This is a genomic window from Pseudomonas sp. BF-RE-22 (assembly GCF_019956155.1).
GTDB classification, from domain to species: Bacteria; Pseudomonadota; Gammaproteobacteria; order Pseudomonadales; family Pseudomonadaceae; genus Aquipseudomonas; species Aquipseudomonas migulae.
The window spans coordinates 126,846-139,048 of record NZ_JAHBDD010000066.1; the positions used below are offsets into that span (position 1 = coordinate 126,846).

At 57.2% G+C, this 12,203-nt stretch carries 14 protein-coding genes and 1 tRNA gene; 11 read left to right on the forward strand and 4 right to left on the reverse strand.

The window, feature by feature from the left end; genetic code table 11:
- Positions 1 to 178 precede the first annotated feature (178 nt).
- The 5 genes from KGA82_RS25065 to KGA82_RS25085 all read left to right on the forward strand — a co-directional run bounded on the left by KGA82_RS25065 (position 179) and on the right by KGA82_RS25085 (position 4,911).
- On the forward strand, positions 179 to 1,192 hold the full coding sequence (locus tag KGA82_RS25065; RefSeq protein WP_008025009.1) for a 2-keto-3-deoxygluconate permease: 1,014 nt from the start codon (positions 179 to 181) through the stop codon (positions 1,190 to 1,192).
- Positions 1,189 to 2,469: a four-carbon acid sugar kinase family protein gene (locus tag KGA82_RS25070; RefSeq protein ID WP_223452903.1), complete on the forward strand. Its 1,281-nt coding sequence runs from the start codon at positions 1,189 to 1,191 to the stop codon at positions 2,467 to 2,469. Before KGA82_RS25065 ends, KGA82_RS25070 begins: the two co-directional genes overlap by 4 nt.
- 5 nt (positions 2,470 to 2,474) lie before the next feature.
- A complete protein-coding gene (gene pdxA, locus KGA82_RS25075) occupies positions 2,475 to 3,476 on the forward strand; it encodes a 4-hydroxythreonine-4-phosphate dehydrogenase PdxA (protein ID WP_223452906.1) in 1,002 nt (333 codons plus the stop codon).
- Between the two features lie 55 nt (positions 3,477 to 3,531).
- Positions 3,532 to 4,305 carry a DeoR/GlpR family DNA-binding transcription regulator gene (locus KGA82_RS25080; protein ID WP_192226787.1) on the forward strand — a complete coding sequence of 258 codons (774 nt, stop codon included), beginning with the start codon at positions 3,532 to 3,534 and terminating at the stop codon, positions 4,303 to 4,305.
- 258 nt (positions 4,306 to 4,563) lie between these two features.
- Entirely contained in the window at positions 4,564 to 4,911 is a 348-nt protein-coding gene (locus KGA82_RS25085; protein WP_008041045.1) for a type II toxin-antitoxin system RelE/ParE family toxin, read from the forward strand.
- On the opposite strand, the gene KGA82_RS25090 is transcribed toward KGA82_RS25085, so the two are convergent.
- Positions 4,908 to 5,231: a helix-turn-helix domain-containing protein gene (locus tag KGA82_RS25090; RefSeq protein WP_223452911.1), complete on the reverse strand. Its 324-nt coding sequence runs from the start codon at positions 5,229 to 5,231 to the stop codon at positions 4,908 to 4,910. The two genes, KGA82_RS25085 and KGA82_RS25090, sit on opposite strands and share 4 nt — an antisense overlap.
- Positions 5,232 to 5,457: 226 nt before the next feature.
- On the opposite strand from KGA82_RS25090, the gene KGA82_RS25095 reads away from it, so the two are divergent.
- From KGA82_RS25095 to KGA82_RS25110, 4 genes are all read left to right on the forward strand, one after another.
- On the forward strand, positions 5,458 to 5,679 hold the full coding sequence (locus KGA82_RS25095; RefSeq protein ID WP_008025002.1) for a tautomerase family protein: 222 nt from the start codon (positions 5,458 to 5,460) through the stop codon (positions 5,677 to 5,679).
- Positions 5,676 to 6,332, forward strand: coding sequence for a DsbA family oxidoreductase (locus tag KGA82_RS25100; protein ID WP_223452914.1), 657 nt, complete (start codon positions 5,676 to 5,678; stop codon positions 6,330 to 6,332). Before KGA82_RS25095 ends, KGA82_RS25100 begins: the two co-directional genes overlap by 4 nt.
- A 43-nt stretch (positions 6,333 to 6,375) precedes the next feature.
- A complete protein-coding gene (locus tag KGA82_RS25105; RefSeq protein ID WP_008024998.1) occupies positions 6,376 to 7,086 on the forward strand; it encodes an SDR family NAD(P)-dependent oxidoreductase in 711 nt (236 codons plus the stop codon).
- 174 nt (positions 7,087 to 7,260) lie between these two features.
- On the forward strand, positions 7,261 to 7,989 hold the full coding sequence (locus KGA82_RS25110; protein ID WP_223452918.1) for a hypothetical protein: 729 nt from the start codon (positions 7,261 to 7,263) through the stop codon (positions 7,987 to 7,989).
- 240 nt (positions 7,990 to 8,229) lie between these two features.
- On the opposite strand, the gene KGA82_RS29560 is transcribed toward KGA82_RS25110, so the two are convergent.
- Both KGA82_RS29560 and KGA82_RS25115 read right to left on the reverse strand, forming a co-directional pair.
- Positions 8,230 to 8,466, reverse strand: a complete 237-nt coding sequence (locus tag KGA82_RS29560) for a DUF6124 family protein (RefSeq protein ID WP_411737597.1) — start codon at positions 8,464 to 8,466, stop codon at positions 8,230 to 8,232.
- 50 nt (positions 8,467 to 8,516) lie between these two features.
- Positions 8,517 to 8,921, reverse strand: coding sequence for a toll/interleukin-1 receptor domain-containing protein (locus tag KGA82_RS25115; protein ID WP_223452926.1), 405 nt, complete (start codon positions 8,919 to 8,921; stop codon positions 8,517 to 8,519).
- A 251-nt stretch (positions 8,922 to 9,172) separates the two neighbouring features.
- On the opposite strand from KGA82_RS25115, the gene KGA82_RS25120 reads away from it, so the two are divergent.
- Positions 9,173 to 10,396 (forward strand): hypothetical protein, encoded by a 1,224-nt coding sequence (locus KGA82_RS25120; RefSeq protein ID WP_223452932.1) that lies wholly within the window; start codon positions 9,173 to 9,175, stop codon positions 10,394 to 10,396.
- Between the two features lie 286 nt (positions 10,397 to 10,682).
- Positions 10,683 to 11,825: a dTDP-4-amino-4,6-dideoxygalactose transaminase gene (gene rffA / locus KGA82_RS25125; protein ID WP_223453020.1), complete on the forward strand. Its 1,143-nt coding sequence runs from the start codon at positions 10,683 to 10,685 to the stop codon at positions 11,823 to 11,825.
- 255 nt (positions 11,826 to 12,080) lie between these two features.
- Here the strand turns inward: rffA and KGA82_RS25130 are convergent.
- Positions 12,081 to 12,156, reverse strand: a tRNA-Thr gene (locus KGA82_RS25130).
- Positions 12,157 to 12,203: the final 47 nt, after the last annotated feature.

Sequence of the window (12,203 nt, forward strand, 5' to 3'; positions counted from 1 at the left end):
TCAGGTGCGCAACGACTACCGACGCAAAATGATCAAAACGAGCATCCAAAATGATTGATTTGCGCAATTTGTAAGGGTGGCATAAGATTATTTTGACTGAATCAATCACTCTGGTGATCGGTTCAGTCAGTTTCGAGGTGAAACACGTCTTACCCCACAATTATAAAAGGAGACCCTCGTGGCCCAATTTCCTATCAAGCGCACCATAGAACGCATTCCGGGCGGCATGATGATCGTGCCCCTGCTGATCGGTTCGCTGGTCGCCACCTTCATGCCTGATACGCCCAAGTTTTTCGGCTCCTTCACCAACGCGCTGTTCACCGGAGCGTTGCCTATCCTCGCGGTGTTCTATGTGTGCATGGGCGCGAGCATCAACATCAAGGCCACGCCTTACCTGCTCAAGAAGGGCGGCACGCTGCTGATTACCAAAGTCGGCATCGCCGTGCTCATCGGTATCGTGCTCGGGCATTTCCTGGGCGAGCAGCCGATTTCGTCAGGCTTGTTCGCCGGCATCTCGACGCTGGCGGTGGTCGCCGCGATGAACGACACCAACGGCGGCTTGTACATGGCGCTGATGGGGCAGTACGGTCGCTCCGAAGACGTCGGTGCCTACTCGGTCATGTCCCTGGAGTCCGGCCCGTTTCTGACCATGGTCACCCTTGGCATCGCCGGCCTGTCGGCGTTCCCGTGGCCGACGCTGGTGGGAAGCATCCTGCCGCTGGCGCTGGGCATGTTGCTGGGCAATCTCGACCGCGACATGCGCGACTTCCTGGCCAAGGCCGTTCCGGTGATGATCCCGTTTTTCGCTTTGGCACTGGGCGCAAGTCTGGATCTGCACAACGTCTGGCAGGCTGGTTTGCTGGGTCTCGGCATGGGTGTCGCCGTCGTTGTGTTGACTGGCATTCCGCTGTTCTTCGCTGATCGTTTGACCGGTGGCACGGGCGTCGCGGGTGTCGCTGCGGCTACCACCGCCGGGAACGCCGCAGCCGTTCCTGCGCTGATCGCGGCGGCCAATCCGGTTTACGCCGAAGCGGCCAAGAGCGCGACCATATTGGTAGCCGCCTGCGTGGTGGTCACCGCGATTCTTGCGCCGATACTCACTGCAGCCGTCGCCAAGCGCGTACAAAAGCGCAACCCTGTCGTCATCCCTGAGCAGGAGATCGAACCTCAAAAGCAGGAGGCGTTGCGATGAGGATTCTGATCATCGCCGATGATCTGTCCGGTGCGGCGGATTGCGCCATCGGCTTTGCGAGCGTGGGGCTACAAACCGTCGTCACGCTCGATCCTTTGAATGACAAGGCCGATGCTCAGGTGATCGCTGCTGATACGGACACTCGCCGCCTCTCTGCGGCGCAGGCTGCCGAGCGCACCGTTGCTGCATTCAAGGCGCTGCATCAGCCTGGGCAGCGGTTGTACAAGAAAATCGATTCGACCTTGCGCGGTAACTGGGCAGCGGAAGTTGCTGCCCTGCAACCCTTGGCCGGCCTGGCGATCGTCGCCCCGGCATTCCCTGCTACGGGGCGCACGTTGCGCGGCGGTCGGGTCTTCGTGAACGGTCAACCGCTGGAAACCACCGATACCTGGAAACTCGAAAACGCTGATCGCCCAGCTGACGTAGAAGCGATGCTCATCGCCGCCGGCCTGAGTACCGCGAAGCTGGACCTCGACACTTTGCGCGGCAACGAAAATGCGCTCGCGCAGCGCATCACCGAAGTCGCCCGCAGCGGCACGCAAGCGCTGATCGTCGATGCACAAATCGAAGACGATCTGCTGACCCTCGCTCGCCTGACCGCGTCGATGGATCAGCCGCTGTTCTGGATCGGTTCGGGTGGCCTGGCGCGGGAAATCGCCAGCCTTCCGGATTTTTCAGAAACACGGTTCACGGCCATCGAATCGACCGCGCAGGAAAAAAACCAGGCGCCGATCCTGATCCTCGTCGGCAGCCTTTCCGGCGTCTGCGAGCGGCAATGCGCGCTGCTCAAGGAGCGCGGCGGCGTCAGCGAACTGGTCGTCCCGCCCGAGGTCCTTCGCCAGGGCGTCGCCCATGAAGATTGGGCAACCTGGCAGGCGCGCATTGGCGAGCAACTCGATGGCTGGAGCGACCTGCTGCTGCGCATCGGCCGCGATGACGCGTTCGATCCGCAAGAGGGTGCGCAACTTTCAAGCATGTTGGCCGTGCTGGTCGAACCGCACTTCGCCAAGGTCGGCGGCCTGATCGCCACAGGCGGTGAGACGGCCCGGGCCATCTTGACCACCGTCGGCATCGACAGCCTGCAACTCATCACCGAAATCGAGGCCGGCGTTGCCTTCGCCCGCCCGACTGTTTCCCGGCAAGGCCATCGTCCCGGCATCGTGACCAAGGCCGGAGCGTTCGGCACCGATCACGCTTTGTATGCGGCATGGCAACACCTGAGCGACAGCGCCGATCGCTCCTCGCCCCAACGCACACGAATCCAAGGACTCGAATGAACACTATGAGCAATTACCTCCCTATCATCGGCATCACCATGGGCGACGCCTCGGGTGTCGGTCCGGAAATCGTGGTCAAGAGCCTGACTCACGACATCGTCTATCAACAGTGCCGACCGCTGGTGATTGGTGATGCGCGCCGTCTCGAACAAGCCAATGTGATCGTCGGCGGCAGCGCCAAAATTCGCCGCATCAAGGACGCTTCCGAGGCACGCTACGAGACCGGCGTGATCGACTGCATCGACCTCGACCTGATCCCCGACGACCTGCCATTTGGTGTGCTGTCGCCTATCGCCGGTGATGCCGCTTATCAATACATCGCTCGTGCCGTGGAGCTGGCGCAGGCCAATCAAATTGACGCGATCTGCACCGCGCCGCTGAACAAGGAAGCGCTGCACGCCGGCGGCCACAAATACCCAGGTCACACCGAAATGCTCGCGCATCTGACCAACGTCGATGAAGTATCCATGATGCTGGTGGCACCGCAATTGCGGGTGATTCACGTCACGACCCACATCGGCATCATCGATGCGATCCGCAAGATCGAGCCGGGCCTGGTCCAGCGCACCATCGAGCGCGGCAACGCGACGCTGATCAAGGCCGGCATCGCCCGCCCGCGCATCGGCGTGTGCGGGATCAATCCGCATGCCGGTGAAAACGGCCTGTTCGGTTATGGCGAAGAAGAAGAAAAAATCATCCCTGCGGTGAAGCTGTTGCAGGAACGCGGCCTCGATGTCACCGGCCCGCTGCCGGCCGACACCCTGTTCTTCCGCGCCGGACGCGGCGACTTCGATCTGGTGGTCGCGATGTATCACGACCAGGGTCACGGCCCGGTCAAGGTGCTCGGCCTGGAAGCGGGCGTGAACGTCACCGTCGGCCTAGACGTGATTCGCACTTCGGTCGACCACGGCACCGCATTCGACATCGCCGGTAAAGGCATCGCCGATGAGCGCAGCCTGCTCGAAGCGCTGCGCCAGGGCGCGGAACTGGCTACGCGACGGGGATGAGCCGCAGGGGCGCTGTCGTGTAAGATCGACCACCGTCCACCGTGCGAGACCCGCCATGAAAGCCTCCGAACGCCACCGCGCCATCCTCGACCTCGTACGCATCGGCGATGCCAACGTCGAGCAATTGAGCGCGGCCCTCGGGGTTTCGGAAGCCACGGTGCGACGCGACCTGACCATGCTCGCCAAACAACGGCACCTGGTGCGCACCTACGGCGGCGCCACCGCCGTGGTCGGCGTGCATGAACCGGAAGCCTCCCTCGAAGAACGCAAAACCAGCCAGTGGGAACAGAAAGACGCCATCGCCCAAGCGGCGGCGGCGCATGTCCAGGACGGCGACACCGTCCTGCTCGACGGCGGCACCACCTGCGCCGCGCTGGCCCATCACCTGTGCTCGCGACAAGACGTGCACGTGGTCACCAACAACCTGCTGGCGGTGATGACCCTGGCCAATGCGCCGGGCATTCGCCTTACCCTGATCGGCGGCGACTTGCGCGGTTCGAGCATGAGCACGCTGGGGCCGTTGGCGGAGTTGACGTTAAGTCGACTGAGCGTCGACAAAGCCTTCCTCGGTGCGGACGGCGTGGTCGCGGAGTTTGGATTGTGTGAGGCGAGCGCGCAGCAGGCCTATCTCAAGGAATGCATCATCAAACGGGCGGCGCAGATTGTTGTTCTCGCCGACACCGACAAACTCGGCCGAGCGCGGCAACAGCACTGGACGCCGATTGAGCGGGAGTGGCGGTTGATTACCGGTGCTACCGCCGATGAAGCTGCTCTCGCACCGTTTCACGCCCTCAAGCAAATCACCGTAGAAACCGTAATCGTTGATTAAACCCCCGAACGTGTAGGAGCCGGCTTGCTGGCGATGGCGTCCTCAAAATCGCTGTCGCCGGCAAGCCGGCTCCTACAAAAAGCGATTCCCAAGACGTGTCGCAAAAAGTGAAAAACTGCGCCACGTAACAAGGCGGACTACTTCAAAAGAGGCTGAGTCCTACTGCGGAAACAGCCAGCGATAACTACTAAACAGCGCCTATCAATCGTCTACTGAGACGTTCGGAAAGCAGCGCCTGTTCCAGGTAGGAATCCACTTTTGAAGAGATTTGCTTTTGTAAATGAAGCTGCAACTCGTGAGTACAAAGACTTGCCGAGCTGGGTACAGGATGAGTTCGGGAAAGACCTGATGCGCGTGCAATACAGCGCAGATCCAGAACTGGCAATCAAGCAGCTCAGTTCGGTTGGAGCGGGTGCCATTGAGTTGATCATCAACGGTAGCCCTGCATACCGCTGCATTTACATTGCAAAGTATGCGGACACCATTTTCGTCCTTCATTCGTTCGTGAAAACCACCAACAGAACAGATCGTCACGCAATGGCCGTTGCGCAAGATCGGTTGAAAGAGCTGAAACGAGAACTTCGGAAAATGGGGTTCAACGTCTAGCCAGCGTGAGCTTTTGAAATGACGATTTGTGGCAAGGCTCCGGTCTCGTTGGACGGCAATGTAAACGTGGTGCGCAAGCCCAGTTTATCCAGCATGTCCATCATTGCATCGATGGTGAATTTCTCGATCTTGCCAGTGGCCAGTTCTGAAATGCGTGATTGAGTCACGCCTAGCTTGTCTGCGGCCTCGCTCTGTTTGAGGCCCAGTTTTTTGATGCAGTCAGTGATGAATATCGACAACTCCATTTTCAAGGCCATTTTGCTGGCGACCTCCTCGTCATGCGTGACGTGGAATGGGCTGTCGAAGAATTGAATTGTCATGAAGCTCCACCTCTTCCCAAGTGATATCTAAAATTTTCGATAAAGAGAGGTTAGCTGATTGAGGATTTTTGATCCAAGCATTTTTCCCGACTGCGTAGCACAACCAATTACACCACGTAACTAATGATGTTCCCGCCCCCACCTTTATCCCCACCCCCCAAACTCCTACATTGAGCTCCAACACCTACCCATCATCCCGATGAGCAGGTCACTGGAGATCTTCCTCATGCCTTTTGTAAGCGTACGCATTACCCGCGATGGCGTTACCTCTGAGCAGAAAGCTCAGGTGATCGCTGAAATCACTGAAACACTGGAACGCGTCCTCAAGAAGGACCCGCACCTGACCCACATCGTGATCGAAGAAGTCGACACCGATAACTGGGGCTACGCCGGGATCACTACCACCCAGTACCGCAAGCAACTGGCTGAGAAGGAGGGCAAGTCGTGACTGCGTCGGTCTCCATCGATTTCGTCTCCGACGTGGTGTGCCCTTGGTGTGCACTGGGCGCGACGGCGTTAGAGCAGGCGATTGAGAACGTGTCGGGTGAAGTCTCGGTGGATCTGACCTACAAGCCGTTCGAGTTGAACCCGAACATGCCACTTGAAGGCGAGAAAGCCGTCGAGCACCTGATGCGCAAATACGGGCGCACCGCTGAAGACGTCGCCGCCGGCAAAGCGATGCAAATCGCTCGTGGTGAAGCACTCGGTTTCAAGTTTGACCTGGAGAAGCGCACCCACTTCTACAACACCTTCGATGCTCACCGTCTGCTGTTGTGGGCGTTACAGCAAGGGCGGCAAGTTGCGCTGAAGAAGATCCTGCTACGCGGTTACTTCACCGACGGCCAGAACCCGAGTGATCGCGAGACGCTGGTTCGACTGGCAGCCGAAGCGGGGCTGGATGCAGCGGCGGCGCAAGAGGTGTTGGCGTCCGGAGCGTTCGCCAAAGAAGTGCGTGAGCTGGAAGCTTTTTACCAGCAGCACGGCATCAATTCGGTACCGGCCATGATCCTCAACGGTCGGCACCTGGTGTCCGGTTCGCAGTCGGTCGAGTACTACGAGCAAATGTTGAGACAAATGGCGAAGGAACCCGCCGAAGCCTGATTCATTACTTTTTCAAACCATCATTTATTAGTAGAGGTTCATCATGAGCAATTCGAAAAAAGTCATCGTAATTACTGGCGCTTCCCAAGGTCTCGGCGCCGGCATGGTTAAAGCGTTCCGTGATCTGGATTACAAAGTTGTCGCCACTTCCCGTTCGATCAAGCCATCCACCGATCCGGACATCCTCACCGTGGCCGGCGACATCGGCAACCCGGAAGTCGCTCAACAAGTGATCCGCGAAGCCATAGCACGTTTTGGCCGCGTCGACACCCTGGTCAACAACGCCGGTATCTTCGTCGCCAAACCGTTCACCCAGTACACCGCTGAAGACTACGCCAATGTGCTGTCGGTGAACCTGAACGGCTTCTTCTACATCACCCAACTCGCGATCACCGAGATGGAAAAACAAGGCAGCGGCCACGTCGTCAACATCACCACCAGCCTGGTCGACCACGCGATCGACGGCGTGCCATCGGTACTGGCTTCGCTGACCAAAGGTGGTTTGAACGCGGCGACCAAATCCCTGGCCATCGAATACGCCAAGCGCGGGATTCGGGTCAACGCGGTTTCCCCAGGCATCATCAAGACGCCGATGCACGGTGAGGAAACCCACGCAGCGCTGGGCGCTCTGCACCCGGTCGGGCACATGGGCGAGATCAGCGACATTGCGCAGGCGGTTGTTTATCTGGACAGCGCCAATTTCGTTACTGGCGAAATCCTGCATGTGGATGGTGGGCAGAGCGCGGGTCACTAAGACCGGCTTTTTCAAACTGCGAAAACAACAAAACCCTCGTCGTGCGGCGAGGGTTTTTTTATTTGCCCGCCACATAAATCAGCCAGTTAGCTGGTGTTATCGTGGATGATGTCGTAATAGTGGCTCGCAATAATTATCCCTGCCACAGCGCCCAAAAGGAGTTGAGTTAATTTTATGAGTTTCTTCACCATCGACGGTTTCAACACAGAACATTTCGCACACGATGAGCATATCCAGCAGTTGTTGCAGGGGTGGAAAAAGTCGATTGACCGCTACCTGCGCAATGTTGAAAAAGCGACTGGAGAATCCTGCTGTGATGCACCCTGGTGGTACAACGAGCGGACCAGCATCAGTGTTCTGGCGGGCGCGGCGTGGATCAATCAGTGGGCGGCGCTTGAGGAGTACAGCACGACCAAGCGCGGGGCCCCTGATGAAAACCTTGAGAAAAACCATCGCATCGGTCGTGCCGATCTGATGGTGCAAACACCCGAGGTTTCCTTTGCATTCGAAGCCAAGCAGGCATGGCAGCGAATTGGCACACGCACCACAGCAGGTGCTCGTAGCAAGAACATCCTCAAGAAAAAGAAATCTGCCTGGAAGGATGTTAGAGAGTTGAGCGTGCAGGAAGCGGACTACCGATTTTCAGCTACTTTCGCCGCGCCTTTCTTTCCCGATTCCGATTTCGAGAAGCTGCTGGAAAACTCAGGCAAGAAACCGGTCACGGCCTACATCAAGGCTTGGTACGAAGAGCTTCATGAGCAGTTGAGTAGCCAGACACGTGGGCGGCCCCATTACATGGCCGCCTACTTTCCGGATCCAGAGGGTGGTTTGGTTACCAGTACGTCCGGGTTTCATTATCCGGGGGCTGTTCTCATTCTTGAGCAGTGCCAGAAGGGTAATTAGAGCGTCGCGTGAGTCACTAAGGCCTGCGTTTTTAAACCGCAGAAACAACAAAGCCCTCGTATTTCTACGAGGGCTTTGTTGTTTCTGGTACAGGGAATCGAGCCTCGAAACTGCTGATTACGAAAGAAGTGCTTCATACCTATAAAGCTCACCGAAAAAATGATTGGGGTCCGTGGAGTTCCTCTTTTTAAGAGGCAGGAAATCCACGGAGCTTGAACGTGGCTTTTTGCGTGCAGCGTTCTATTCAATCGAGTCGAGTTGGTCCAGCGCCCGGTTCACCGAGAGTTCTGCCATCATCAGAATCTGGTGAACGCCCAGCAGGGAGTTGCGACTTGGTCCCGTCTCTCGGTCTCCCACATCCATGGTGATTACGCTGGTGGATGCCAGATGGACTTGACCACCCATTTGCATTGTCACTGACCAGCACATCCTGTAGTGACGACTGGCAGAGAACGGCCCATAGACGAGATTTCTCATGGAGCGCGTCGCGATCACACTTGGACGCTATGACTTCAAGAATCAGGCCTTCATTGTGAGAGCACCGCAGGGCGTCGTGACGGGCCCTTCCCGGCTGCCTTTTTCAGGAATATTGGTGTTCCTGGTTTGGTGCGTGGGTCTGGCTCCAGCAGCTTTGAGCTAACCGTTTTTGCAACAAGAGACATCAGAAAGTGAGGCGTAACGAAAAACACCACGGCACCAGATGAGGATATGCCTTGTTGAATTGCCGTAACGATGGTCTCACCATAATCAATATTGATTTTGTCATACCAAATAGGCTGGCCCTCGTTTGTCAGATATGGGGTAACGTCCTCAATAACTGGCTTGTCATCCGAGCGCCTGCCATCAAAGACTAATCGCCTCGAAAGACCGTTGCAGCCTGCGCGCGCGTGGTTGGCAGCTTCGCCAACACCCGCCCACGACTGGAAAAGCACGATGAATCAATTCGCCATTCTCTACGAGGAGCGCTTCACCAGGCCGTACTTCATAGACTATGATTGCGCTGCCGCCTGACCGTAATCTTCTATACTACGGGCCATTCCCCCGATCGCTACCCGATTCTACTTCGTTTGGCAGCAAATGCCGCGTTGGGCCTCCCGCACTGGCACCAACTATCCCAAGCTTATTGCGAATATTAGAAAAGATGATCTTTATAAGAAATAATAAGTTTTTCTGCTGCTTATACTTGCTGGCAGTCGTCATAACCATCGGCATGGTGTACGCACTGGGCTTTCGGGCAGCGCTAGGCCAGATTGTGAACGCGCCTGAGCGCCTGAGAAACATCACGTTCCCCATCTGGGATCAACACGCTTTTTCGCAGCACGGTTTCCTCGTCTTCTATTCGATGGAGCACTACGCAAATAAGATCGCGTATTCCAACCATTCCACGGCTTATCTGTTCTACATGTACGCCCTCTATAAAGTGGAAATGTGTGTGTCGGCATTGCCGATGAGAATGACAGGGGCTTTCCTGAATATCATTTCGCTGGCAGGCGTTACGTTCTTTTTTCTGTCCCGTCTGGTGGAAAAGCGCCTGGCATTCGGTCAGGGACTGCTGATTCTGTTATCGGTCGTATTCATGGTGTCGATGCCGGGATTCTGGATTTCTTCGGCCAGATTCAACGTCGACAATACGTTCCCATTGATAATTACGCTCCAGGCGCTGGTTGCGTTCTTGATCTGGAAAAATCAGGAACGGTCCGGAGCGGTCATGACAGTGATCGTGTTATTTGCCTTGTTTTCTCCGATCTCGGCGGGGTTGCTGGGCATCGCCTTGCTGGTTTGGGCATGCCGCAGCGACGGTCTCGACAGACGGATGTGTCGTCTGGCACTGGTGGCCCTCGTTGCGGCAGTTGCCTTCTATCTGCCGTCCCCACTGATATCGAAGGCACTGGGTTTCACCACGTCCAACAGCGGCTATATGTTTCGCTCTGGCCTGGATGGCGACACCACTTATTTCACCAACATCTTGAAGTCGGTACTTGATCCGGCGGACCCGCGGCCAATTCCGACCATTGCCGTGCCGATCCTGTTCCTGATAGCCCAGTTGGCCTATTTCCGCATGATCAAACGGCGTGAGCCTGCCGGCGTTGCGGCACCGGCGGGGACCTCCCCGTTGGCCGGCATCCGCATGTTCTACTACCTGCTTTTTTCGCAATACATGATGACCTGCCTGCTGTGGCCGCAGGCCATTACCATTCATCCGTACCTGTATGACTACCTGCTGATGGCGCCGGTTTTCGTCGCGATTGTTCTGAATTTTGCGTACAAACCTTCACCGGCTGCGTTGCGTTTCTGGATACTGGCGCTGTTGTTCTGCATTTCTTTCCATTTCCAGCAGGTCGCGCAGGCAAAATGCCCGGGGTGTGTCTACCCGAGCGCCTGGGAACCTAGCGGCAAGCACCCATGAAGATCGTCGCCAACTGCTGCCGGCGATGATGATTTCACGCGGCGCCAAGAAGCTACAGTGGTGCAATGCTAGCGAGACCGCCGAATTAGTGGTACCCAAGGCTCTCAATGTGCTGTTTGGTTTCGTGATGTGGCTGGAGTGTTTGCTCATCAAGGTGGGAGTGAGCTTTCCGGTCGGTGCTTCCAGGCTACTTGTCGTCCGGAAAAAGAGTGGATGCCCCCCACGTTGCATAACGACGTGATGTCTAGTTCGACCCGATTAAAATTTGCGTGCGAAGGCTCAAATGATGGAAGACAAAACGATCCAGTTCAATCGCCCCTACATGACGGGGAAAGAGCTTTATTACATCGCTGAAGCCAAGTTCGGAAATATCCTCGCCGGCGATGGCCCGTTCACCAAGCGGTGCCATGAGTGGTTGACCGAACGCACGGGGTCGAGCAAGGCCTTGCTGACCCACTCGTGCACGGCAGCGCTGGAAATGTCCGCGTTGTTGTTGGACATCCAGCCGGGTGACGAGGTCATCATGCCCTCGTTCACGTTCGTTTCCACGGCCAATGCCTTCGTTTTGCGCGGCGGCGTTCCCGTGTTCGTCGATATCCGTCCGGATACCCTGAACCTGGATGAGACGCTGATCGAGGCGGCCATCACACCGCGTACCAAGGCAATCGTGCCGGTTCATTATGCGGGCGTGAGTTGCGAGATGGATACGATCATGGAGATTGCCCGGCGTCACAACCTGAAGGTGGTCGAGGACGCGGCGCAGGGGGTCATGGCCGCTTACAAGGGCCGTGCTCTGGGCAGTATCGGGGACTTCGGCGCCTTCAGCTTCCATGAGACCAAGAACGTCATTTCGGGCGAGGGCGGCGCATTGCTCGTCAATGATCCTGCGTATGTGTTGCGCGCAGAAATCATCCGCGAAAAAGGCACTGACCGTAGCCGTTTCTTCCGCGGCGAGGTCGACAAATACACTTGGCAGGAAGTCGGGTCGTCATTCCTTCCAGGGGACATGATTGCCGCGTTTCTCTGGGCGCAGTTGGAAGAGGCCGAACAGATCACGCAGGCGCGGCTTGCCATCTGGCAGCGGTATCACGAATTGCTGGCGCCGCTGGAAACCAGCGGGGCACTGCGCCGCCCTATCGTGCCGGCCGACTGCCAGCACAACGCGCACATGTACTACGTGCTGCTGCCCGCAGACGTGCCGCGACAGCCGGTGCTCGATGGTCTCAAGCGAGAGGGAATCAATTCGGTCTTCCATTACGTGCCGCTGCACTCCTCGCCGGCTGGCAAGCGATACGGCCGTGTCCATGGCACCATGGACAACACGGTGAGCCTCTCGGAGCGCTTGCTGCGACTGCCGCTGTGGGTAGGCATGTCGGTCGAGCAGCAGGAGCGTGTGGTGGAAGTCTTGCGGGGCGAACTGTTTCGCTGATTCGACAAGCACTCTTGCCGGACGTTTGAAACGTCCCCCCGCCGAAACAAGATCATCTTGCTCCCACCACAAAATATGCGCCCCAATCCCCTGAGGGAAGGGCGCATCAATGGGCAGTGCAGCGAGGCGCCAGCCAACAAGGCTGCCGCCAGCTCCCAATCAGCTGAGAAGCTGTGACAAGAGCTGTGACCAAATCGGGTATGAAACCCCAGAAACAACAAAGCCCTCGTATTTCTACGAGGGCTTCGTTTTGTATGGTGCCGGCACCAGGAGTCGAACCCGGGACCTACTGATTACAAGTCAGTTGCTCTACCAACTGAGCTATACCGGCGTGTTAGGGCGACGATTATATCGATTGCGTTGGTTCTGTAAACCCCT

What these genes read in the sequence shown, in the direction of transcription:
- KGA82_RS25070 (WP_223452903.1), top strand. Translation starts at nt 1,189, where the DNA reads ATGAGGATTCTGATCATCGCCGATGATCTGTCCGGTGCGGCGGATTGC.
- pdxA (WP_223452906.1), top strand. Translation starts at nt 2,475, where the DNA reads ATGAGCAATTACCTCCCTATCATCGGCATCACCATGGGCGACGCCTCG.
- KGA82_RS25080 (WP_192226787.1), top strand. Translation starts at nt 3,532, where the DNA reads ATGAAAGCCTCCGAACGCCACCGCGCCATCCTCGACCTCGTACGCATC.
- KGA82_RS25090 (WP_223452911.1), bottom strand. Translation starts at nt 5,231, where the DNA reads ATGACAATTCAATTCTTCGACAGCCCATTCCACGTCACGCATGACGAG.
- KGA82_RS25095 (WP_008025002.1), top strand. Translation starts at nt 5,458, where the DNA reads ATGCCTTTTGTAAGCGTACGCATTACCCGCGATGGCGTTACCTCTGAG.
- KGA82_RS25105 (WP_008024998.1), top strand. Translation starts at nt 6,376, where the DNA reads ATGAGCAATTCGAAAAAAGTCATCGTAATTACTGGCGCTTCCCAAGGT.
- KGA82_RS25110 (WP_223452918.1), top strand. Translation starts at nt 7,261, where the DNA reads ATGAGTTTCTTCACCATCGACGGTTTCAACACAGAACATTTCGCACAC.
- KGA82_RS29560 (WP_411737597.1), bottom strand. Translation starts at nt 8,466, where the DNA reads ATGAGAAATCTCGTCTATGGGCCGTTCTCTGCCAGTCGTCACTACAGG.
- rffA (WP_223453020.1), top strand. Translation starts at nt 10,683, where the DNA reads ATGGAAGACAAAACGATCCAGTTCAATCGCCCCTACATGACGGGGAAA.